Origin of the sequence: Actinoplanes sp. NPDC049265 (genome assembly GCF_043197135.1) — a bacterium.
Lineage (GTDB): Bacteria > Actinomycetota > Actinomycetes > Mycobacteriales > Micromonosporaceae > Actinoplanes.
In genome coordinates, this window is the sequence record NZ_JBICSP010000003.1 from 147755 (window position 1) to 168036 (window position 20282).

Below are 20282 nucleotides of genomic sequence, written 5' to 3' on the forward strand. Positions count from 1 at the left end.
TCGCCGTGCGGATGCCGCGCGGGGCTACCACTGGGGTGGGCTGGTGGCAGTGGTAGGTCGGGGTGCTGTTCGTGGTGCGGATGCCGCGGGGCTACCGCTGGGTGCGTCTCAGGTTGATCGGCCGCGGCCGGCCGGCGGGAGGGTGAACCAGAACGTCGCCCCGCGCCCGTCCTCGCCCTCGGCCCAGATCTCGCCGCCGTGCCGCTCGACCGCCCGGTGCACGGTGGTCAGGCCGATGCCCGTACCCGGGAAGTCCTCGGCCGAGTGCAGCCGGGCGAACGGCCGGAACAGGTCGCCGGCCTGGCCCGCCGGGAAACCGGCGCCGTTGTCCCGCACGAAGTAGCGGGCACCCTGCGCGCCCACCTCGACCACCGGATGGACGATCTTGCGGGTGAACTTGACCGCGTTGTTGACCAGGTTCTCCAGGATGACCCGGACCAGGCCCTCGTCGGCGTTCACCGACATGCCCTCGGCCACCCGGAACTCCACCTTGCGGTCGGGGTCGCGAGCCTGCACCTCGGCGGCCACCTCCCAGGCCGTGGCGGTCAGGTCGAACCGCTGCCGGCGCAGGTCGCCGCGGCTGGCCCGGGCCAGGATCAGCAGCGACTCGACCAGGTCGGCCATCCGCCCGGCGGCGGCGTGGATCCGCTGCACCCGGTGCCGCAGATGCTCGCCCAGCGGTTCCTCGTCCTCGTCCAGCATGGACTCGGCGAAGCTGGAGATGATCTGCAGCGGGCCGCGCAGGTCGTGCGACACCGAGCCGCTGAACGCCTCCAGCTCGCGGTTGCGCCACTCCAGCTCCTCGACCAGCGCGGCCCGGGTCTCGGCGAGCTGCCGCGCGGCGCGTTCCTCGGCCGCCGCCAGCTCCCGCCGGGCCAGCTCCTCGCGGATGCGCCGGCTCTCGTCGTGGCTCTGCTTGCGTCTGATCTGGGTACGCACGTGAGCCAGCAACGCCTCGGGCCCGTCGACCGAGCGCACGTAGTCGTCCGCGCCCGCCGCCAGGCAGTCCAGGATGGAGTCGTCACGCGTACCGGTCATCACCAGCGGGGTGTCGCCGATCCGCGGCACCTCCTTGATCTGCCGGCAGGTCGCCCGGCCCTCGTCGCCGTCGAAACCGAGCACGATGCAGTCGGCCGGCTGGGCGGCGAGCAGGGCCAGCGCCTCGTCCGCGCTGGTCGCCCCGGCGATGTCGTAGCCGTCGGTGCGCAGCGCGTCGATCAGGGTGGCCAGCCCGTCCCGGTCCGGGTGCAGGGCCAGCAGCTTGCTCGGCCCGTGCAGGCTGCCGCCGGGGTCGATGGGCAGCTGTTCGGCGCTCTGCCGCAGCACCGCCGCCAGCTTGGCCAGCACGACCGCGATGTCCTGATGCTTGCGCAGGAAACCGTCGGCGCCGGCCTCGAGCATCTGCACCTCGGTGGCGTAGTCGTCGGCCGCGGTCATCAGCAGGCACGGCGTGTCGCGCAGGGCCGGGTCGAGGCGGACCCGGCGGATGACGGTGGCTCCGTCGATGCCGGGCATCACCCCGTCGACGATCATCGCCTGCGGTCGGCGGTCGGCGGCCACCCGCAGGCCGTCCTCGCCGGAGGAGGCGGTCAGCACCACGTAGCCCTCGGACTCCAGCAGCCCACGCAGCTTCTCCCGGAAGGTCAGGCTGTCGTCGATGACGAGCACGGTGACCTGGTTCTGCTCCGGGGCGGGGGACTGCTCGTTCAGGAGCTGCCGGACCCGGGCCACCACGTAGCCGACGTCGTACGGCTTGCCCACGTACTCGTCGGCGCCGGTGCACAGCCCCTGAATCCGGTCCGCCACCTCGGCCTCGGTCGACAGCAGGACGGTCACCACCTGCTCGCGGCCGGGCAGGGCCCGCAGCTCGCGCAGCAGCTCCAGGCCGTCCGAGTCGGGCAGCAGCACGTCCAGCACCGCCACCTGGAAGTGCGCGTCGGCGAAGGCCGAGCGGGCCTCGGCGCCGGTGGCGGCCAGCACCGTGACGAAGCCGTCGGCCTCGAAGGCCTCGTGCAGGTTCATCCGCACGGTCAGGCTGTCGTCGACGATCAGCACGGTGGACGTGGTCATCGCCGGACTCCCGTCGCCGGGACCAGCTCGGCCAGCTTGGCCGCCATCTTGGCCGGGGGCAGCATGGCCGACGCCGCCCCGAGCAGAGCCGCCTCCCGGGGCATGCCGTAGACCACTGAGCTCGCCTCGTCCTGCGCGAACGTCAGCGCGCCGCGGCCGCGCATCCGCAGCAGGCCGTCGGCGCCGTCCCGGCCCATGCCGGTGAGCAGGCATCCGACCGCGGCGGCGGCGTACTCGGTGGCGACCGACTCGAACAGCACGTCCACGCTGGGCCGGCAGGAGTGCCGGGGCGGGCCGTCGGTGACGCGTACCGCACCGTCCCGGAGCAGCAGGTGCCGGTCCGGCGGGGCGAGCACCACCCGGCCGCTCAGCGCGCCCAGCGGAACCCCGTCGACCGCGTAGCTGACCGAGCGTTCGGTCTGGTCGGCCAGCCAGTCCGAGAAGGCCACCGCGAACGGTTCGCTGGCCGCGATGTGCTGGACGCAGAGGATCGGCGTACGGAATCCGGCCGGCAGGGCCCGCAGCAGCTCGGTCAGGGCGCCCGGTCCGCCGGTGGACGCGCCCACGGCCACCACCCGCAGGTCGCTCGTGACCGGCGACATCGGGGTCGCGACCGTTTCCGGAATCCGGGACAGCCGGGCCCGCGGGTGGGTGATCACCCGGATCCGTGAGACGAGCCGGACGGCCTGGCACAGCCGTCGTTCCCAGCCCACGTCGGAGGCGTCGCCGCGCGGTTTCTCGAGCACGTCGACCGCCCCCGCGGCCAGGGCGTTGTACGTGCTGAAGAGCTCCTGCCGGTCGGCCGACGACACCACCAGGATCGGGGTCGGGTAGTCGGCCATGATGTGCTCGGTGGCGCCCAGCCCGCTCATCGTCGGCAGCATCATGTCCATGGTCACCACGTCCGGGCGCAGCCGGCCGCACATCTCCACCGCCTGGCCGCCGTCGACCGCCTCGCCGACCACGACCAGCTCCGGGTCGGCGGCCAGGGCCGAGCGCAGGTGGTGGCGCATCGTCGCCGAGTCCTCGACCACCAGCACCCGGATCATGAGCTGACCAACCGGCGGATGTGGGCCAGCAGCTCCTCCTGGTTGAACTCGCCCTTGACCACGTACGCGCCGGCACCCGCGTCCGCGCCGCGCTGCCGGTCCTCGGCGCTGGCCCGGGAGCTGACCAGGATGGCCGGGACGTGCCGCAGCCCCGGCTCGGCCCGGGTCCGCTCGACGAAGGTGAAGCCGTCGATGCCGGGCATGTCGATGTCGGTCAGGTAGAGCGCGAACTCCCGCTCGCGCGCCTTGGCCAGGCCCTCCTCGCCGGAGGCGGCCAGCTCGACCTCGTACCCGGCCGACTCCAGGATGCTGCGTTCGAGCATCCGGGTGGTCAGCGAGTCGTCGACAACCAGGATCGGCAGCCGGCGCGTGGCCACCGCCGGGCCGCCGGGCGCGCCGCCGGCCCGGGTGGTCTCGGCGACCATGCCGTGCGCGTCCAGCACCAGGCGCGGGTTGCCGTCCAGGTCCATGGCCACGCCGCCGATCACCTCGGCCGCCGGCGCCAGGTCGGGCAGCGGGCGGACGACCAGGGTGGAGGTGCCGGCCAGCCGGTCCACGCCGACCGCGACCAGGTCCTGGTCGGCCGCCACGACCACGGCTACGCCGGGGGCGCCGGTGTCCGGGACGGCGGTGCCGGCGTAGAGGGCCCGCGCCAGCGGCAGGAAGGGCAGGGCGCGGCCGTCGTGGGCGATCCGGCCGGCCGAGGCGGCCACCGCGGCCTGGTCCGGATCCAGCCGTACGCAGGTACGCACCGCGTCCAGGGGCACTGTCGCCACGGTGCCGGCGGCCTCCACGACCAGCCCGTTCAACGACAGCAGGGCCAGCGGTACGACCAGCTCCACGGTGGCGCCGCGCCCCGCCTCGGTGCGGACGGTGACGTCGCCGCCGAGCTGGTCGGCCACGTCCCGGGCGACGTCCAGGCCGATGCCCCGGCCGGCCACGTCGGTGACCGTGGCCGAGGTGCTGATCCCGCCGCGCAGCAGCAGATCGAGCAGGGCCCGCTCGTCCGGTTCGGCGCTGCCGGGCATGAGCAGGCCCCGGGCCTCGGCGGTGCGGCGCACGGCGGCCAGGTCGAAACCACGGCCGTCGTCCGTACACCGGAAGGCCGCGAAGCGCCCCCGGCGCTCGACCTCGACGACCACCGTGCCCTCGGCGGGTTTGCCGGCCGCCGCGCGGGCCTCGGCGGCCTCGATGCCGTGCGCCACCGCGTTCCGGACCACGTGCAGGAACGCGCCGCTGACCAGGGTCAGCACGTGCGGGTCCATCCGCAGGTCGCCGCCGTGGCCCTCGAACCGCACCCGTTTGCCCTGTGAGTCGGCGGCGTCCCGGACGGCCCGGTGCAGCGCGGTGAAGATGCTGGCCGCGGCGACCAGGCGCAGCCGTTCGGCCCGGCCGCGGACCTCGTCCAGTTCCCGCTCGACCTGTTCCACCACATCGGACAGTCGCCGCGCGATGCGGCTGAACTCGCCGGACAGCCGCATCGCGGCGGCCCGGGCGGTGGCCATCGTGCCGGGCCGGTCGACCCGCAGCCGGTCGGCCAGCGCGTCGGCCTCCCGGTGCAGCCGCTCGATGTGTCCGCTGCCGGCCCGCAGCGGCGCGAACCGGGCGTGCGCCTCGCCGATCGCGTCCAGCAACTCGTCGACGTCGCTGGTGTCCCGCCGCTCCACACTCACCGCCGCCGGCTCGGCCGGCCGTTCCGGTGGTAGCTCAGGCCGGCTTCCGGGCCCCGGAAGCCGCTCGGGGCTGCCACCGGGTTCGAGCTCGGCGACGTACCCCTCGATCTCGTCGTTGAGGCGCAGCAGCTCGCGCATCTCGTCGGCGGCCAGCGGCACGTCGCCCTCGCGGTGGCCGACCAGCACCTCCTCGAAGGCGTGGGCCCGCTCGGCGATCTCCGGCTGCTTCACCACCCGCGCGGCGCCCTTGAGCGTGTGCGCGTACCGCAGCAGCCGGGCGACCACCTCGGCGTCGTGGTCCTGGTCGAGGTCGAGCACCGCCGCGCTGATCTGGTCGACCAGCTCCCGGGCCTCGACCCGGAAGTATCTCAGCGGGTCGTCGGACATCAGCCGCGGTCCGTCCCGACCAGCTGCAGCAGCTCACCGGAGAGATTGGACAGATGCGAGGCGGTCTGCCTGGTCTGCACCGCGCTGGCTTCGGTCTCCCGGGTGATCCGGGCGGTGTCCGAGGCGGCCACGTTCACCTGCTCCACCGCGGTGGTCTGCTGCTTGGTCGACAGCTCGATCTCCCGCGTGGCGTCGTTGGTGGTGGCCACCAGCTGCGCGATCCGGCGGAACGAGCTGGTCGCGTCGTCGAACTGACGGCTGCCCGAGTCCACGCTCTTGGCGCCGATCTCGGTGGCCATCACCGTCGTGTTGACCGCGCCCCGGACGTCGTCGATCAGCGCCCGGATCTCCTTGGCCGACCCGGCCGTCCGGTCGGCCAGCTTGCGGATCTCCTCGGCCACCACCGCGAACCGCCGGCCCCACTCGCCCGCCCCGCTGGCCTCGATGGTCGCGTTGATGGCCAGGATGTTGGTCTGCTCGGCCAGCTCCGACACCAGGTCGACCACGCCGCCGATCTGTTGCGACTTCTCGCCCAGGGTCAGCATGTGCTGCACGATCAGATCCACCTGGGTGCGGATGGCCTGGATCGACGCCCGGGTCTGGTCGATGGTCGAGTCACCGGTCTCGGCCGCGGTCGCGGTGTCCTCGGCGATCTGCGACACCCGCTTGGCGTTGTCGGCGATCTGCCGCGAGGTGATCAGCAGCTCGCTGATCGTCGTGGTGATCTCGTTCATCGCGCTGGCCTGGTCCCGGCTGCCCGTCGCCTGCTGCGCGGCGGCCGCCTCGAGCTCGGCCGATGAGCTCTGGATGTGGCCGACCGCGCTGCCGACCTCGCGGCGCAGGCCCCGGTTGAGCCGGACCGCGACCACGATGGCCGCGCCGACGGCCAGCACGGCCAGGCCGACGATGACGACGATGGCCTGCACGGCCCGGGTCGACGACTCCTTGCGGGTGGTCTCGACGTCGGCGCGGACCCGCCGGGTGAGATCGTCGATCGACCGCTGCAGCGCCAGCCGGGCCGGCTTCAGCCCGGTCGCGTTCAGAGCCTTGGTGTTCACCAGCGTCTTTATCGCCTTCCGCTTCTCGATCACCGGGGTCAGCGCGGCGGTGTGCGCGGCCTCCGCGTCGGTGATCGCCTGCAGCAGGCGCAGCTCGGTCGGGTCGTGCAGCCGGCCGCGCAGGGCGACGACCTGGGCCAGGAACGCGGTGCGGCCGGCCTCGGTCAGGTCCAGGTACTCCTGGCTGCCGCTCAGCAGGTAGGCGCGGTAGTCGCTGATCCGCCCCTCGATCGTGCTGTTCAGCCGCTCGGCCTCCATCAGTGACTCGGAGGCCGAGGTGATCACCCTGTCCTTGGCGTTGACCACGACCAGGAGCGCGGCCACGGAGGCCGCGCCCATCAGTAGGGTCAGGACGACGACGAGGGCGAAGCTGCCACCCAGCTTCCGGCCGAAGGTGCGTCGGCTCATCGGTCATGCTCCTTCCCGGACCGCTGGTGTCCGGCCATCGTGTGTACCGCCGTCCGGGCCGCCTCGAGGTCGATGATCGGGCGGATGCCGCCGGCCAGGGCGACCATGCCGCGCAGGCAGCCGTGCGGGTGTTCGGATGCCTCGGTGACTATCGCGTCGGTGGGCACCCGGACGTGACCGTCGAGCTCGTGGAAGGCCAGGGCCAGCGCCGGCGTGCCGGTCGCGAGCACAAGCCAGCGCGGTCGTTCGGGCGCCGGATGGCCGAGGAGGGCGGCCAGGTCGTACACCGGGACGATGGTGCCGCCGAAACCGGCCACCCCGAGCAACGCCGCGACCGGTCCGGGCAGGGGCGTCACCGGGCGGTCGGGCCACAGGCCGGAGGTCTGGGCCAGCCGCAGCGCGTACGCCCGGCCGCCGGCCCGCACCGCCAGCAGCTCGCTCTGCTCGGCGTCGTGCTGCCGGGCCGGCATGGCGAAGGATCGGTCGAACTCCTCGCGCAGAACGTTCAACCCTTCCAGGACTGATCTCGGACTCATGGCGTCGCCCCCGTGGCATCCAACTCGGTACGGCACAGCGTGGTCAGGGCGATTCGTCCGAACCCGCCACCGAACAGCGCGATTCGGTCGTCCTGCTCCTCACGCAGCAGGTGCAGGGCCCGGTCCAGCTCGACGGCCGCGGCCCGGTGGTCGCCGCGGCGGCGGGACAGCAATCCCAGCCGCAGCCGGGGCATGGCGAACGCAGGGTCCAGGTAGGCGGCCAGCCGGTAGTGCCCGATGGCCACGTCGACCGCCGCGCCGCCTTCGAGGCAGACGCCGAGCAGGTGGTGGGCGTCCGCGTCGAGGCCGTTGGCGTCGAGCCGCGCGCGTACCTCCATCTCGGCGTCGGCCAGCCGCCCGGCCTGCGCCAGCAGGACGGCGTGGACGAGCTGGTCCTGGGGGTCGGTGCGCGCGGCGCGTTCGCTCTCGGCCAGGGCCTCGGCGAACCGTTCCTGGTGGAGCAGCGTGAGGATCCGTTCCGGCGCGCGGGCGGGTACGGGTGCGGGTGCGGGCCGATCGATCCGGGGTACGCGCGGAATCTCGACCCGCGGATCCCGGGCGGCCGGCAGCGTCGCCACGCGGCGGTAGAAGAACGACGAGTGGCTGTGCATCGGCTCCAGCCCCTCCGGGCCGCTGCCCAGGGAGTCGGTGTGGCCGAGGAAGAGGAACCCGCCCGGCATCAGCGACCGGGTCATCCGGGCGACCAGCGTGCCCGCCACCTCGGGGGTCAGGTACATCAGCAGGTTGCGGCAGAAGATGACGTCGTACTGCTCCGGGCGATACAGGTCGGGGTCGTCCTCGGCCACGTTGTGCCGCCGGAAGCGGGTGCACGCGCGGACGGCCGGGTCGACCTCGTACGTGCCGTCGTGGGCCCGGAACCATCTCTCGCGTACCGCGTCCGGGGTCTCCCGCAGTGACCAGGCCGAGTAGCGGGCCTGATCGGCCTTGCGCAGCATCGCCGGGTTGGCGTCGAGGCCGAGCACCGACACGATCCAGCCCGGGTCCGGCTGCACCTGCCGGGCGATGATTCCCAGCGTGTACGCCTCCTCGCCGGACGAACACCCCACCGACAGCAGCCGCAGCACCCGCTGGTCGGCCCGTGCCGCCATCCGCTCGGGCAGGGCCACGTCGGCCAGCGCCCGGAACTGTTCGCCGTGCCGGAAGAAGTAGGTCTCGGTGATCGACAGGTCCTCGGCCAGCACGGCCAGCTCGGCGTGGTCGTCGGTCAGCCGGCCGAGGTACGTCTCCCGGTCGACGCCGTGCGCGTGGGCCCGCCGTAGCAGCTCCTGGGTCAGGTGCGGCACGTCGTTGTCGGCGAACGTCCAGCCCATCCGGCCGGCCAGCAGGGACCGGAAGCGGCTCACGTCACTGGTACCGATCACGGCGCCACCGTCTCGCCGGCGGCGGCCGCCCACACGTGGTCGGGCACCACCCGCATGCTCTGCAGCAGCAGCAGCGGCTCGTTGTCGAGCGTTCCGACCCCGGCCACGAGCCGGCTCGACGCGCCGGTCAGCAGCCCGGGGTGTGCGCCACCGGCCGCCGTGGGCCGGATGCCGAGCACCTCGCCGGTGGCGAAGGCGACCGGCCCGCGTTCGGTGCGGACGGCCACGAACCGGGCCACCGCGGCGTCCTCACCGCCGAGGAGCCGGGCGACGTCGACGACCGGGGTGGGCACGCCGCGCATGACGCAGATGCCCCGCACGAAGGCGGGCGCGCCGGCCAGGGTGCGTACGGCCAGCGGGCGCATGGTTTCGATGACCTCGTCGAGCCGGAGGGCGCAGAGCATGGAGCCGGCCCGGAAGACGAGGGAAGCCCCGCCCTCCGCATCCGCCCCGTCGGTGTGCGCCATTGGCCCAGATTATCGACATTAAGCCCGTAATTTCCGAGAATCATTCAGCGCGGACGCCGGTGAAGATGATGGCCAGGGTGCGGTCCCGGAGGTCATCGCTCCAGGCGCCGCTGAGCGCGCCCTGGCAGGCGCTCTCCAGCAGGGCCAGAATCTCGTCCCGGCGGATCTCCGGGCGGACCGCGCCGGACTCCTGGGCCCGGGTCAGCAGCAGCCCGACGACGTCGGCGAGCGAGGTGATCGGCCCGCTCAGCGGCACGGCGAGCAGGCCGACGACGGTGCGATTGGCCGCCGTGCGCCGGACCAGCCGGGTGAAGAACTCGAACAGCCCGGTCCGCGGGTCGGCCGCGGCGAGCTCGGCGGCGTCGGCGGTGACCTGCGCGAGCAGTTCCTTCAGGAGTGCCTGGAGGAGGTCGGCCTTGGTCGGGAAGTGGCGGAAGACGGTGCCCGTGGCCACCCCGGCCCGCCGGGCGACCTCCTCGGTCGAGGCGTCCGGGCCGCCCTCGGCGAAGACCTGCTCGGCCGCGGCCAGGATCTTGGCCCGGTTGCGCTGGGCGTCGGCGCGCAAGGGTCTGGACAAGATGAGTCACCACTCATTATCGTGCGTTACCTGAGTCGTCACTCATCTTATCGGGAGCTCCTCATGACGCCGCACGAGATCTTCGAGGCGATGCGCGACCAGTGGCTGGCCGGCACGCTCACCGGATCCCACCTGGCCGACGACGTGGTCGTCGAGTGGCCGTTCGCCGCGCCCGGCCGGCCCACCCGCATCGAGGGCAAGGAGGCGTTCCTGGCCTTCGCCGGCCCGGCCCGGTCGGCCCAGCCGCTGCGCGTCGACGCCTGCGACATCCGCGCCATCCACGACACCACCGACCCGGCCACCGTCATCGTCGAGTACTCGCTGACCGCCACGGCCGGCGGAAGGCAGGCCACCGCCGGCTTCATCACCGTCCTGACCGTGCGCGACGACCGCATCACGCACCTGCGTGAATACCAGGACACCCTGAAGATGCTGGCGGCCATGACCCCTAACGGATGAAGAATCCGAAATGTCCAACTGGACGATGGAACCCGGAAGTGACCACCCGAGCCGATCGCCGTTGGTCCGGCCAGGGCGACGTGGACAAGCCGCGGCGCGACGGACGTTGGGAGTGTGGCTCGCGGATGCGGAAACCGCTGGTGGTGGTGTGTGTGACGGCTTCGGTGGTGTTGCTTGCGGGTGCCGTCGCCGCGACGACGGCGGGGGCGGAGACGACGCCGGACGGGACCGTGGCCGACGCCGGCGGGCCGCCCGGCGTACCCGATGATCTGCCCCCGGGAATCGATGGCCAGGAACCGGATCTCTCCGGGGTGCCCGACCTGGACCCGCCGGTCGGGGCTCCGCCGCCGGCCCACGCGGCGCCGCCGGCCGGCCCGGACACCCCGGCCGCACCGCAGCGTCCAGGTGGGACGGTGACGGGCGGCCCGGCGACGGTCCCGCCGCCGCACAAGGCCGACAAGCCCGCTGCCCAGGACCCGAAACCGGCGCACGCGGCGGTCGCGAAGCCCGCGGCCAAGCCGGCCGCCGAGCCGGACGACGGGGCCGACGGGTCGCGGCGGGACGTCACGCCGGGGTCGGTCTCGGGCAGCACCGGGGCACCCGTACAACAGCAGGTCCTGGCCTTGGTCAACGAGAACCGGCGGGAGGGCGGGTGCGAGGCGCTGACCCTGGATCGACGGCTGATCACGGCGGCCAACCGGCACGCCGCCGACATGGCCCGCCGCGGCTACTTCGCGCACGAGTCGCCCAACGGTGAGGGCGCGGGGGACCGGGTCGAGGACGCGGGGTACGACTGGAAGCGCTACGGCGAGAACATCGCGCGCGGGGTGGACAGCGCGTACGAGGTGGTCGACGGGTGGATGCACAGCCCGGAGCACCGCGAGAACATCATGGACTGCCAGCTGCACCAGATGGGCATCGGGCTGGCGTTCGACTCCGACGAGACCCCGTACTGGGTGCAGGATTTCGCGACGCCGCACTGACCCGGTGCATCACGAACACCCTTGGCCGCGCCTCGGTCTTGGATGGGCGCGCCCCAACCCCTGAGCGCGCCCATCCATCCGACAGTTACCCCTTCACGCTGCCGGCGAGGAGGCCGCGCACGAAGTAGCGCTGGGAGAACACGAACACCAGCACCGGCACGATGATCGAGACGAACGCGCCGGCCGACAGCAGGTGCCAGGCGTTGCCGCGGGTACCGGCCAGGTTGGCCAGCGCCACGGTGATCGGTGCCACGGCGTTGCCGCCGCCGGCGAAGGTCAGGGCGACCAGCAGGTCGTTCCAGACCCAGAGGAACTGGAAGATGCCGAACGCCGCCAACGCCGGGCGCAGCAACGGAAGCAGCACCCGGAAGAAGATGGCGACGTGGCCGGCGCCGTCGATCCGGGCCGCCTCGAGCAGCCCCGCCGGCACCTCCTTCATGAAGTTGTGCAAGATGAACACGGCCAGCGGCAGCGCGAAGATCGAGTGCGACAGCCAGATCGGCCAGAACGTGCCGGCGATGCCCCCGTCGACGTACAGCGTCAGCAACGGGATCAGGGTGACCTGAATGGGCACGATCTGCAGGGCGAAGACCGCGATGAACAGGATGTCCTTACCGGGGAACCTGATCCAGGCGAACGCGTACGCGGCCAGCGCCGCCAGCGTCACCGGGATCAGCACCGACGGGATCGTGATGATGAACGAGTTGAAGAAGTAGTCGCCCAGCCCACCGGCCTGGTCCGTACCCAGAACGGCCTTGTAGTTGTCCAGGGTCATGGCCGGGTCGCTGAAGAACGTCCACCAGCCGCTGGTGCGGATGTCCCGCTGGGGGCGGAACGAGGACACCAGCAGGCCGAAGGTCGGCAGCGTCCACAGCACGGCCAGGACGACCGCGAACAGCGACGCCCAGGGTGAGGTGAGCCGCCGCTTGGCCTTGCCGGCCGTGGTTTCCTTCGGTGCCTTCAGCGGTTCGGCGGCGCTGCTCATCGTCCCTCCGATGCGCGAAGCTGGCGGATGTTGTAGACGACGATCGGGATGACGAGGACGAACAGGAGCACCGCGAGCGCGGCGCCGAGGCCCTGGTTGTCGCTGCGGAAACTCTGGCTGTAGAACTCGTTGGCCACCACGCTGGTGTTGAACTGGCCGCCGGTCATCGTGCGGACGATGTCGAAGACCTTCAGCGTGGCGATGCCGATCGTGGTCAGCACGACGACCACGGCCGGGCGGATGCTCGGCAGGGTGATGAAGCGGAACATGCCGAACGCGGTGACGCCGTCCAGCCGGGCCGCCTCGATCACGTCGTCCGGGATCGCCTTGATGGCCGCCGAGAGCAGGGTCATCGCGAAGCCCGCCTGGATCCAGATCATCACGACGATGAGCAGGAACGTGTTCAGCGGGGAGTTGATCAGCCACTGCTTGGGCTCGGCGCCCAGCCAGACCATGATCTGGTTGAGCAGGCCGATCTGCTGCACGTTGCCCTGGTGGGGGCGGTACTCGTAGACGAACCGCCAGATGATCGACGCGCCGACGAACGAGATCGCCATCGGCAGGAAGATCAGAGCCTTCGCGGCCGCCTCGATCCGGGCCTTGTCGACCAGAATCGCGTAGACCAGGCCGACCGCGGTGGCCACGAACGGCGTCACCACGACCCAGAAAACGGTGTTGCGCAAGACCGTGAGTTGTTCGGCGTCGCTGAAGATCGTGACGTAGTTGTCCAGCCCGATGAACGCGTTTCCGGCGGCGTCGAAGAACGACTGCCAGACGGTACGCAGGCCCGGATACACCAGTCCGACCAGCAGCATGAGAAGTGTGGGCAGCAGGTACAGGTACCCCACCGTCCGGTCGCCGTTACGCCCTCGGGCCAGGCTCGCCAGGAACAGGATGATTCCCATGATCGCGATGAAGATCAGGATCGCGGCGATCATCTGGACGACTTTGCCGGAGTTGGTCTCCACCGGGGCGAACGGCCAGGGAAGCGCCGAGAGTTCAGTCATCTGGGCCTCCTCACCTACCTTCTGGATGAAACCGGCCGGGGCGGGTTGCCCGCCCCGGCCGGTCTGAAATTACGTGATCGATGATGTGACTCTGATCAACCGATCAGATCACTTGGGCCAGGCCTTTTCGATGTTGTCCAAGGTCGTCTTGGTGTCCTGGCCGGTGATCCAGTTCGTCGACTGCTTCCAGAAGGCGTTCGAGCCCACGGCGGCCGGCATCTGGTCCGAACCGTCGAAGCGGAAGACCGCCTTCGGGTCCAGCAGGATCTGCGCCGACAGCTTGTCGATCGGGCTCTGCAGGTTGTTCGGGTCGAGACCCTTGTTGGCGCTGACCCAGCCCTGGGAGAGCTTGGCCTTGGCGTTGGCCCACGTGTCGGTGGACAGGTAGGTCTGGAACGCCTGGACCTCCGGGCGGTTGTTGAAGGCGAGGACGAACTCGCCACCGCCGAGGACCGGCTTGCTGGCGACGTCCTTGCCCGGCAGGTAGAACGCGAAGACGTCGCCGTCCTGGGCCACCTTGGTGTCCTTGTCCCAGTTGGCCGCGTAGAAGTTGGCCTGGCGGTGCAGGAAGCACTGCCCGTCGACGATCGGCAGGCCGCCGTCCTGGAACGTGGTGGTGGCGATGCTCTTGACGTCGCCGTACCCGCCGTTGACGTACTTGTCGTTCTTCAGGTAGCCGCCGACGCCGTCCAGCGCCGCCGTCGCGTCCGGCCCGTTGAACGGGATCTCGTGCTTGACCCACTGGTCGTACTTCTCCGGCCCGCCCAGCCGGAGCATGAAGTCCTCCATCCAGTCGGTGATCGGCCAGCCCGTGGCCTCACCGCTGGCGATGCCCGCGCACCACGGCTTCTTGCCCTCGCCGGCGATCTTGTCGCTGAGCGCCTTGAGCTCGTCGAGCGTGGTCGGGACGGTGTAGCCGTTGTCCTGGAAGTCCTTCGGCGAGTACCAGACCAGGGACTTGACGTTGGCACCGAGGGGCGCGGCGTAGAACTTGCCGTCGACCGTGCCGTACGCCTTCCAGTCCTTGCCGAACCACTTGTCGGCGTTGTCGGAGACCTGCTTGGGCGCCTCAACGGCCTTGCCGGTGGCGACCAGCTGCTTGAGCAGACCGGGCTGCGGCACGTAGGCCAGGTCGGGCGGGTTGCCGGCCTTGGCCCGCACCAGCACCTGGGTCTCGAAGGCCTTGTCACCCTCGTACTTCACTGTCACGCCGGTGCACTGCTCGAACGGCTTGTACGAGTCGATGTGCGGCTTGTCCTCCGGCGTGATGATGCCGGTGTAGATGCTGACCGTCTTGCCCTTGAGGTCGCCGTAGCTGCTGAACTGCGTGCAGTCGATCGGCGCGGCCGATGCGGTGTCGTCCCCGCCGCCGTCACCACCACTGTCGCCACAGGCGCCCAGGCCGAGAACCAGCCCGACGCCGACCGTTCCGGCGAGCGCGGCTCGCCACCGCGATCCCCCCACGGAGTTTATTGACATGGCTCTCCTCATTCCTTTGTTCGCTTCGATCTGTTGACTCAACGTGACCGAGCGAAGCCTCACCGCGCACAGTCAAAAGGGAACAGGGACGTTACGCAACGGTTTCCAGGGATCTTCCGCGTAACGATTCTTCCCCCTTACAGGTCTGCCGACCTCGACGTCCGGTTGACACCACCGGCTGCTTCGGTGTGCTTCGATATCCCGACGAAGTCCTGGGGAGGGCGAATTGGGAGTCCAACGGACAATCGGGCGAATCGGGGCGATCGCCGCCGCGATCGCCATCGGAGCCGGCGTGCTGGTCGCCGGGTCGCCGGCCGCGAGCGCCGCCGCGGCCTCGTGTTCCACCGGCAAGTACCAGAAGCAGGTCGAGGGATACCTCAAGAAGCTGGGCTACAAGGGGATCAGCGTGGACGGCCGCCAGTCGAAGTCCGACTGCGCCGCCATCAAGAAGTTCCAGGGCCGCTACGGCATCAGGCCGGCCTCCGGTCTGGCCGGACCCACCACCAACGCGGTGGCCAAGCGGATCACGGGCACCAGGGTGTCCAGCTGCAAGGCGAGCCGGTCCAAGACCACCGTGTGCGTCGACCTCACCCATCAGACGATCTTCGTCATGAAGGGTGGCAAGGTGATCTACGGGCCGACGGTGACCCGGACCGGCATGAAGGGGCACCGCACGCCGACCGGCACGTACAAGATCGGGCAGCGCGCCACCCGTGAGTACTCCGAGAAGTACAAGGTCTGGATGCCCTACTGGCAGCGGTTCAACGGCGGGATCGGGCTGCACCAGACCACGACGTACCTGCACGACACCTGGCGCGGCTCGCACGGGTGCGTCAACCTGCTCCCGTCCGACGCCAAGTGGATGTGGAGTCACGTCAAGAAGGGCAACACCGTCAAGGTGTACGGGCGCCGGCCCGGAACCTGAGCCTGCTCCCACATTCAATCCCGGGGCACATCCGCAGGTGGCGAATGTGGAAGTGGGCTTACGCCGCCTTGGCGTAATCGAGTTTGTTGTGGACGATGGCGGCCGATTCGGCATACGTGGTCAGCACGTCATGCCGCGGGAAGAGGATCTCCTCGCCGGTCGCCGTCACCACGCGCAGTCCCCGCCGCCCGAGCAGGTAGCGCACGTCGGTGAACCGGGTGACCGTGTCGTCGTGATGCACCACGGTCAGTTCATCGGCGCGGAGCATGTCTCCCCCTCATCCGCGGGCGGTCCCGCGGTTCAGGCTTCTCACGGTGACATCCCGGCGCACGCCGCGTAGTCGGCAGAAGGTCCAGTTCTCCGGCAGAAACCCGACACCACCGACGTATCACGCCAAGGATCTTGTCCCAGGTCAGGATTAGAGTGTCGCTCGTGTCTCGCCACCCCCGGCGCACGTTCGCGCTGATCACCGCCGCGATCCTGCTGCCCACGCTGACCGCCGCCTCGTGCGGCGACGAGCCCTCCGGCGTCGGACTCGGCATCGCCGCCCGCGGCTCCGTCGCCGAGATCGTCGAGGCGCCCGGCTCGGTCACCGCCCGCGCCGCCGCCACCGTCACCTCGCCCGCCGAGGGCACCCTGGCCGACCTGCGGGTCACCCCCGGCCAGCGGGTCGACAAGGGCACCGTGCTCGCGGTCATCGACTCGCCCGCCGTGGCCGACCGGCTGGCCGACGCCGAACGCGGTCTGAACGCCGCCCCGAGCATCTCCACCGGCAACTACGTGACCGCCGGCACCAGCACCGACCAGCGCGCGGGCAAGGCCTTCGACGCCGCCCGCGAGGCCGCCGCCAAGGTCACCGACACCGACGTCCGCGCCGCCCTGCTCGCCCAGATCGACGCGGCCGAGCAGCAGTACGATGCCGCCTCGGCCGCCGCGGCGCGGGCGGTGCGATCCGTACAGGAAGGTCTGGCCGGTCTGCAGCGCGCGCTCGGCGCGCTCACCGCCGCGCAACAACTGCAGGCCAAGCAGGCGTACGACCTGGCCGTCGCGGCCGACGACGCGCTCACCCTGCGCGCGCCGGTGGCCGGCGTCGTCCAGCTCGGCGGGGCCCCCGCGGCCTCCGGCGGCTCCCTCACCGACCTGCTGTCCGCCGGCGGCGCGACCACCGGCCAGGCCGGCGCCACCGGCGGCCTGCCCGCGGCCCCGGCCGCCGCCGCACCGGCCGGCGCCGACCCGGCGATCCCCGAGGGCGGCCCGGTCAGCCCCGGCACCCCGATCGTCACCGTCGTCGACGTGAGCCGGCTCGGGCTGACCGCCGAGGTCGACGAGACCGACATCCTGCTGGTCAAGCCCGGTGGCACGGCCACCGTCGAGCTGGACGCGGCCACCGGCGCCGACTACCGCGCCACGGTCCGCTCGATCGACCAGCTGCCGACCACATCGGCCCGCGGGGGAGTGTCCTACCGGGTGCGGCTCGACCTCGGCCAAGGCACGGCCGAGGGCGGCGGCGTGGCGCCGACACCCCGGCCCGGTATGAGCGCGGTGGTGCGGCTGCGGGTCCGCGAGGCCGACGACGCGGTCACCGTGCCGGCCTCGGCCGTGGTCGACGCGGACGGGAAGTCCACGGTCTGGGCCGTGCGAGGCGGGAAGGCGGAGCGCGCATCGGTGACGCTGGGCGTGCAGGGTGAGGACGTCGTGCAGGTGACCACCGGCCTGGACGACGGGCAGCGGATCGTGGTGTCCGGCGCCGATCAGGTGCGGGCCGGTCAGGAGCTGCCGTGACGCCGGCTTCGCACAGTGAGGCGCCGCCGCCGGCCATCGTCGCCGCCGGGGTGGCCCGCACGTACGAGCTGGACGGGGTGTCGGTCAACGCACTCAAGGGCGTCTCGCTGACCGTCGAGGCCGACGACTACCTGGCCATCGTCGGCACCTCCGGTTCGGGCAAGTCCACCCTGATGCACCTGCTCGGCGCGCTCGACCGGCCCACCGCGGGGACGCTGCTGATCGGCGGGCGCGACGTGGCCACGCTCGGGCCGGGCGAGATGGCCAAGCTGCGCAACGAGACCATCGGCTTCGTCTTCCAGTCGTTCCACCTGCTCGCCCGCACCACCGCCCAGGACAACGTGGCGCTGCCCCTGGTCTACCGCGGCGTGGGCCGGCGCGAGCGGCGGGAACGGGCGGCGGCGATGCTGGCCCGGGTCGGTCTCGCGCACCGCGCCGGGCACCGGCCCAACCAGATGTCCGGCGGCGAGCAGCAGCGCGTGGCGATCGCTCGCGCCCTGGTCACCGGCCCGTCGGTGCTGCTGGCCGACGAGCCCACCGGCAACCTCGACTCGGCCACCGGCGAGTCGGTGCTGGCCCTGCTCGAGTCGCTGAACGCCGAGGGCGTCGCGGTCGTGCTGGTCACCCACGACCGCGAGGTGGCGGCCCGGGCCCACCGGCAGATCCGGATGCGCGACGGAGAGATCGTCCCCGCATGAGACTGGGGGAGGCGTGGCGGGTCGCCATCGACGCGCTGCGGGCCAACCGGCTGCGCAGCATCCTGACCATGCTCGGCGTGATCATCGGGGTCGCCGCGGTGGTCGCCCTGGTCGCCATCGGCACCGGCACCAAGCAGCAGATCGAGTCGCAGGTCGAGGGCCTCGGCTCCAACCTGCTGCTGGTGGTGCCCGGCCGGCTCGAGGCGGGCGCGGCCGCCACCGCCTCGACGATGACCCTGGACGACGTCGACGCGGTCACCCGCGTGGTCGGCGACCGGTCGCGGGTCGCGGTCACCGTCGCTTCGGGCGAGACCGTACGCGCGGGCAGCCGCAGCAGCTTCGCCAGCATGCAGGGCGTTCTGGAGACCACCCCGACCGTGTTCGTCCGCGAGCTGGACCGCGGGCGCTACTTCACCCGATCCGACGTGAGCACCGGCCGGCGGGTCGCGGTCCTCGGCTCGGCGGTGGCCCGGGAACTGTTCGGCGACCGGGACCCGATCGGGCGGCAGATCACCATCGGCGGGGTGCGGTTCCGGGTCACCGGCACGTTCGAGCCCCTCGGCCAGAGTCTCGGGGTCGACCGGGACAGTGAGGTGCACGTACCCATCACGGCCGCGCAGCGCCTCCTGGGAACAGACCGCATCGACGGCCTGGCCATCCGGGCACCCGACCGGGAACGCATCGGCGCACTCGGCGACGCGGTGGTCGCCGCCCTGGTCAAACGCCATCCGGACACCGACTTCAGCGCGGTCACCCAGGAGCAGATCCTGGGCGTGCTGGGCGACATCCTGGGCGTACTGACCGGGGTGCTGGCCGCCATCGCCGGCATCAGCCTGCTCGTCGGCGGCGTCGGCGTCTCCAACATCATGCTGGTGTCGGTGCGCGAGCGGACCAAGGAGATCGGGCTGCGGAAGGCGGTCGGTGCCCGCCCCCGCGACATCGGTGTCCAGTTCCTCCTGGAAGCGGTGCTCCTGACGACCATCGGCGGCATTCTCGGTATGGCCCTCGGCATCACCGCCGCCCTGCTCGTCGACCGGTTGTCCCCGGTGCCCGCGGCGGTCACATGGTGGGCGCTGGCGCTCGCCTTCGGCGTCTCGGCGGCGGTCGGCATCGTCTTCGGCGTGGTGCCGGCCCAGCGAGCCGGCCGCCTCGACCCGGTTGTGGCGCTCCGCACGGAATAGCCGCCCATCCCTCATCCCGGCCGTCCGGCAGCCGATCTGAGCTGCGTACCGTCCGGAGGAGGCGCCATGGCGTTCGAGATCCGCGACCGCCACGGCGCGTCGCGCTCGGTCGCGTACCTTCTCTCCGCCGCCGCACCCTTCGTCATCGCCACCGGCCACCTGCTGGACCGCGGCACCTCCATCCCCGTGAAGATCGCGGTGGTGGTCATCGCCGTCGCGCTGGCCCTCGGCGCGTGGGTCTGCTGGACCCGCCCGCACGTACTGCCCGACCTGTTCTTCTGGTCGGCCCCGCTGATCGCCACCACTGTCATCTCCGGCCTCAACCTGATCACCGAGGACTCCAGCACCGGCTCGCAGCTGTTCTACCTGTGGCCGGTGCTCTACGCGGCCAACTTCCTCAGCCGCCGCGTCATCTACCTCAACCTGATCGCCCTGAGCACCGGCGACGCCATGGTCGTGATCATCGCCCTGCGTGCCCCGACCGGCTTCGCCGACTGGATCTCCATGACCATCGCGCTGATCATGACCGCGATCGTCGTCTACACCCTCCGCGATCGGGCTGACCAGCTGCGGCGCAAGCTCGAGGACCAGGCCTTCGCCGACCCGCTGACTGGCCTGGCCAACCGTCGCGCCTTCGACGACGCGCTGTCGGTGGCGGGCCGGCTGGGCGGTCCGCTCGCGGTGGTCACCATCGACCTGGATCACTTCAAAGGCATCAACGACACGTACGGGCACGCTGCCGGCGACGACGCGTTGCAGGTCGTGGCGGCGGCGATGCGCGAGGTCGCGCGCGAGGACGACGTTGTCGCCCGGTTCGGCGGCGACGAGTTCGTGATCCTGCTGCGGGCCGACCAGCCCGGCGCCCTGCGCGCGGTCACCCGCCTGCAGAAGGCCGTGGCCGCGGACACCACGTTGCCGTCCGGCCCGCCCGGCCTGAGCATCGGCGTGGCCGTGCTACCCGACCACGCGGCCAACGTGGAGGACCTGGTCCGGGCCTCGGACAGCGCCCTCTACACGGCGAAGAGCAACGGCCGTGGCCGCGTGGCCGTCGCCGTCACGCCTCCGGCGCCCGCCCCACCCCGTGCGTCTCTTCCGGTGCGATGATTTCCCCGCGCCGGTCCGCGTCCGCCGGTGCCTTGATTTCCCGGCGCTGGTCTGCATCCGCTGGGCCCTTGA

Annotated in this window: 18 protein-coding genes and 1 pseudogene; 7 read left to right on the forward strand and 12 right to left on the reverse strand. The window is 71.6% G+C overall.

Translation table 11 applies throughout. The features are described from left to right. Nucleotides 1-108: 108 nt before the first annotated feature. Genes ACGFIO_RS10550 through ACGFIO_RS10585 form a run of 8 tightly spaced genes read right to left on the reverse strand, consistent with a single transcriptional unit; the run spans nucleotide 109 to nucleotide 9607 of the window. A complete protein-coding gene (locus ACGFIO_RS10550) occupies nucleotides 109-2070 on the reverse strand; it encodes a response regulator (protein ID WP_392824737.1) in 1962 nt (653 codons plus the stop codon). Further along, nucleotides 2067-3119 carry a chemotaxis-specific protein-glutamate methyltransferase CheB gene (cheB, locus tag ACGFIO_RS10555; RefSeq protein WP_392824739.1) on the reverse strand — a complete coding sequence of 351 codons (1053 nt, stop codon included), beginning with the start codon at nucleotides 3117-3119 and terminating at the stop codon, nucleotides 2067-2069. The genes ACGFIO_RS10550 and cheB overlap by 4 nt, the downstream gene beginning before the upstream one ends. Further along, the gene (locus ACGFIO_RS10560) at nucleotides 3116-5179 is read right to left on the reverse strand and encodes a response regulator (RefSeq protein WP_392824741.1); all 2064 of its coding nucleotides are present in this window, start codon (nucleotides 5177-5179) and stop codon (nucleotides 3116-3118) included. Before ACGFIO_RS10560 ends, cheB begins: the two co-directional genes overlap by 4 nt. Continuing rightward, a complete protein-coding gene (locus ACGFIO_RS10565; RefSeq protein ID WP_392824743.1) occupies nucleotides 5179-6645 on the reverse strand; it encodes a methyl-accepting chemotaxis protein in 1467 nt (488 codons plus the stop codon). The genes ACGFIO_RS10560 and ACGFIO_RS10565 overlap by 1 nt, the downstream gene beginning before the upstream one ends. Continuing rightward, nucleotides 6642-7181: a chemotaxis protein CheW gene (locus ACGFIO_RS10570; RefSeq protein ID WP_392824745.1), complete on the reverse strand. Its 540-nt coding sequence runs from the start codon at nucleotides 7179-7181 to the stop codon at nucleotides 6642-6644. Before ACGFIO_RS10570 ends, ACGFIO_RS10565 begins: the two co-directional genes overlap by 4 nt. Then, nucleotides 7178-8563 (reverse strand): CheR family methyltransferase, encoded by a 1386-nt coding sequence (locus ACGFIO_RS10575; RefSeq protein WP_392824747.1) that lies wholly within the window; start codon nucleotides 8561-8563, stop codon nucleotides 7178-7180. Before ACGFIO_RS10575 ends, ACGFIO_RS10570 begins: the two co-directional genes overlap by 4 nt. Further along, on the reverse strand, nucleotides 8560-9030 hold the full coding sequence (locus ACGFIO_RS10580; protein ID WP_392824749.1) for a chemotaxis protein CheW: 471 nt from the start codon (nucleotides 9028-9030) through the stop codon (nucleotides 8560-8562). Before ACGFIO_RS10580 ends, ACGFIO_RS10575 begins: the two co-directional genes overlap by 4 nt. 40 nt (nucleotides 9031-9070) lie before the next feature. Then, nucleotides 9071-9607, reverse strand: a complete 537-nt coding sequence (locus ACGFIO_RS10585; RefSeq protein WP_392824752.1) for a TetR/AcrR family transcriptional regulator — start codon at nucleotides 9605-9607, stop codon at nucleotides 9071-9073. A gap of 63 nt (nucleotides 9608-9670) precedes the next feature. On the opposite strand from ACGFIO_RS10585, the gene ACGFIO_RS10590 reads away from it, so the two are divergent. Then, nucleotides 9671-10066: a nuclear transport factor 2 family protein gene (locus ACGFIO_RS10590; RefSeq protein ID WP_392824754.1), complete on the forward strand. Its 396-nt coding sequence runs from the start codon at nucleotides 9671-9673 to the stop codon at nucleotides 10064-10066. Nucleotides 10067-10191: 125 nt separating this feature from the next. Continuing rightward, nucleotides 10192-11049 carry a CAP domain-containing protein gene (locus ACGFIO_RS10595; RefSeq protein WP_392824756.1) on the forward strand — a complete coding sequence of 286 codons (858 nt, stop codon included), beginning with the start codon at nucleotides 10192-10194 and terminating at the stop codon, nucleotides 11047-11049. Nucleotides 11050-11134: 85 nt separating this feature from the next. On the opposite strand, the gene ACGFIO_RS10600 is transcribed toward ACGFIO_RS10595, so the two are convergent. From ACGFIO_RS10600 to ACGFIO_RS10610, 3 genes are all read right to left on the reverse strand, one after another. Then, complete coding sequence (locus ACGFIO_RS10600; RefSeq protein WP_392824758.1) at nucleotides 11135-12034, reverse strand: carbohydrate ABC transporter permease; 900 nt, start codon at nucleotides 12032-12034, stop codon at nucleotides 11135-11137. Continuing rightward, nucleotides 12031-13041 carry a carbohydrate ABC transporter permease gene (locus ACGFIO_RS10605; protein WP_392824761.1) on the reverse strand — a complete coding sequence of 337 codons (1011 nt, stop codon included), beginning with the start codon at nucleotides 13039-13041 and terminating at the stop codon, nucleotides 12031-12033. The genes ACGFIO_RS10600 and ACGFIO_RS10605 overlap by 4 nt, the downstream gene beginning before the upstream one ends. A 108-nt stretch (nucleotides 13042-13149) precedes the next feature. Beyond that, entirely contained in the window at nucleotides 13150-14520 is a 1371-nt protein-coding gene (locus ACGFIO_RS10610; RefSeq protein WP_392824764.1) for an ABC transporter substrate-binding protein, read from the reverse strand. Nucleotides 14521-14746: 226 nt separating this feature from the next. On the opposite strand from ACGFIO_RS10610, the gene ACGFIO_RS10615 reads away from it, so the two are divergent. Then, nucleotides 14747-15445, forward strand: a complete 699-nt coding sequence (locus ACGFIO_RS10615; protein WP_392824767.1) for a L,D-transpeptidase family protein — start codon at nucleotides 14747-14749, stop codon at nucleotides 15443-15445. 58 nt (nucleotides 15446-15503) lie between these two features. Here the strand turns inward: ACGFIO_RS10615 and ACGFIO_RS10620 are convergent, their stop codons facing one another. Beyond that, entirely contained in the window at nucleotides 15504-15713 is a 210-nt protein-coding gene (locus ACGFIO_RS10620) for a hypothetical protein (protein ID WP_392824769.1), read from the reverse strand. A 164-nt stretch (nucleotides 15714-15877) separates the two neighbouring features. Here ACGFIO_RS10620 and ACGFIO_RS10625 point away from each other — a divergent pair, with 164 nt between their 5' ends. From ACGFIO_RS10625 to ACGFIO_RS10640, 4 genes and pseudogenes are all read left to right on the forward strand, one after another. After that, the gene (locus ACGFIO_RS10625) at nucleotides 15878-17227 is read left to right on the forward strand and encodes an efflux RND transporter periplasmic adaptor subunit (protein WP_392824772.1); all 1350 of its coding nucleotides are present in this window, start codon (nucleotides 15878-15880) and stop codon (nucleotides 17225-17227) included. A 35-nt stretch (nucleotides 17228-17262) separates the two neighbouring features. Further along, nucleotides 17263-17916 (forward strand): annotated as a pseudogene (locus ACGFIO_RS10630) (ABC transporter ATP-binding protein); the annotation flags it as partial. 5 nt (nucleotides 17917-17921) lie between these two features. Beyond that, the gene (locus ACGFIO_RS10635; RefSeq protein ID WP_392824774.1) at nucleotides 17922-19106 is read left to right on the forward strand and encodes an ABC transporter permease; all 1185 of its coding nucleotides are present in this window, start codon (nucleotides 17922-17924) and stop codon (nucleotides 19104-19106) included. A gap of 66 nt (nucleotides 19107-19172) precedes the next feature. Continuing rightward, entirely contained in the window at nucleotides 19173-20210 is a 1038-nt protein-coding gene (locus ACGFIO_RS10640) for a diguanylate cyclase (protein WP_392824776.1), read from the forward strand. Nucleotides 20211-20282 lie beyond the last annotated feature (72 nt).

Excerpts from the sequence above, each read along its gene's own strand:
- ACGFIO_RS10550 (WP_392824737.1), bottom strand. The coding sequence starts at position 2,070 with ATGACCACGTCCACCGTGCTGATCGTCGACGACAGCCTGACCGTGCGG.
- cheB (WP_392824739.1), bottom strand. The coding sequence starts at position 3,119 with ATGATCCGGGTGCTGGTGGTCGAGGACTCGGCGACGATGCGCCACCAC.
- ACGFIO_RS10620 (WP_392824769.1), bottom strand. The coding sequence starts at position 15,713 with ATGCTCCGCGCCGATGAACTGACCGTGGTGCATCACGACGACACGGTC.
- ACGFIO_RS10600 (WP_392824758.1), bottom strand. The coding sequence starts at position 12,034 with ATGAGCAGCGCCGCCGAACCGCTGAAGGCACCGAAGGAAACCACGGCC.
- ACGFIO_RS10560 (WP_392824741.1), bottom strand. The coding sequence starts at position 5,179 with ATGTCCGACGACCCGCTGAGATACTTCCGGGTCGAGGCCCGGGAGCTG.
- ACGFIO_RS10635 (WP_392824774.1), top strand. The coding sequence starts at position 17,922 with ATGAGACTGGGGGAGGCGTGGCGGGTCGCCATCGACGCGCTGCGGGCC.
- ACGFIO_RS10610 (WP_392824764.1), bottom strand. The coding sequence starts at position 14,520 with ATGTCAATAAACTCCGTGGGGGGATCGCGGTGGCGAGCCGCGCTCGCC.
- ACGFIO_RS10605 (WP_392824761.1), bottom strand. The coding sequence starts at position 13,041 with ATGACTGAACTCTCGGCGCTTCCCTGGCCGTTCGCCCCGGTGGAGACC.
- ACGFIO_RS10565 (WP_392824743.1), bottom strand. The coding sequence starts at position 6,645 with ATGAGCCGACGCACCTTCGGCCGGAAGCTGGGTGGCAGCTTCGCCCTC.
- ACGFIO_RS10580 (WP_392824749.1), bottom strand. The coding sequence starts at position 9,030 with ATGGCGCACACCGACGGGGCGGATGCGGAGGGCGGGGCTTCCCTCGTC.
- ACGFIO_RS10640 (WP_392824776.1), top strand. The coding sequence starts at position 19,173 with ATGGCGTTCGAGATCCGCGACCGCCACGGCGCGTCGCGCTCGGTCGCG.
- ACGFIO_RS10595 (WP_392824756.1), top strand. The coding sequence starts at position 10,192 with ATGCGGAAACCGCTGGTGGTGGTGTGTGTGACGGCTTCGGTGGTGTTG.
- ACGFIO_RS10570 (WP_392824745.1), bottom strand. The coding sequence starts at position 7,181 with ATGAGTCCGAGATCAGTCCTGGAAGGGTTGAACGTTCTGCGCGAGGAG.
- ACGFIO_RS10590 (WP_392824754.1), top strand. The coding sequence starts at position 9,671 with ATGACGCCGCACGAGATCTTCGAGGCGATGCGCGACCAGTGGCTGGCC.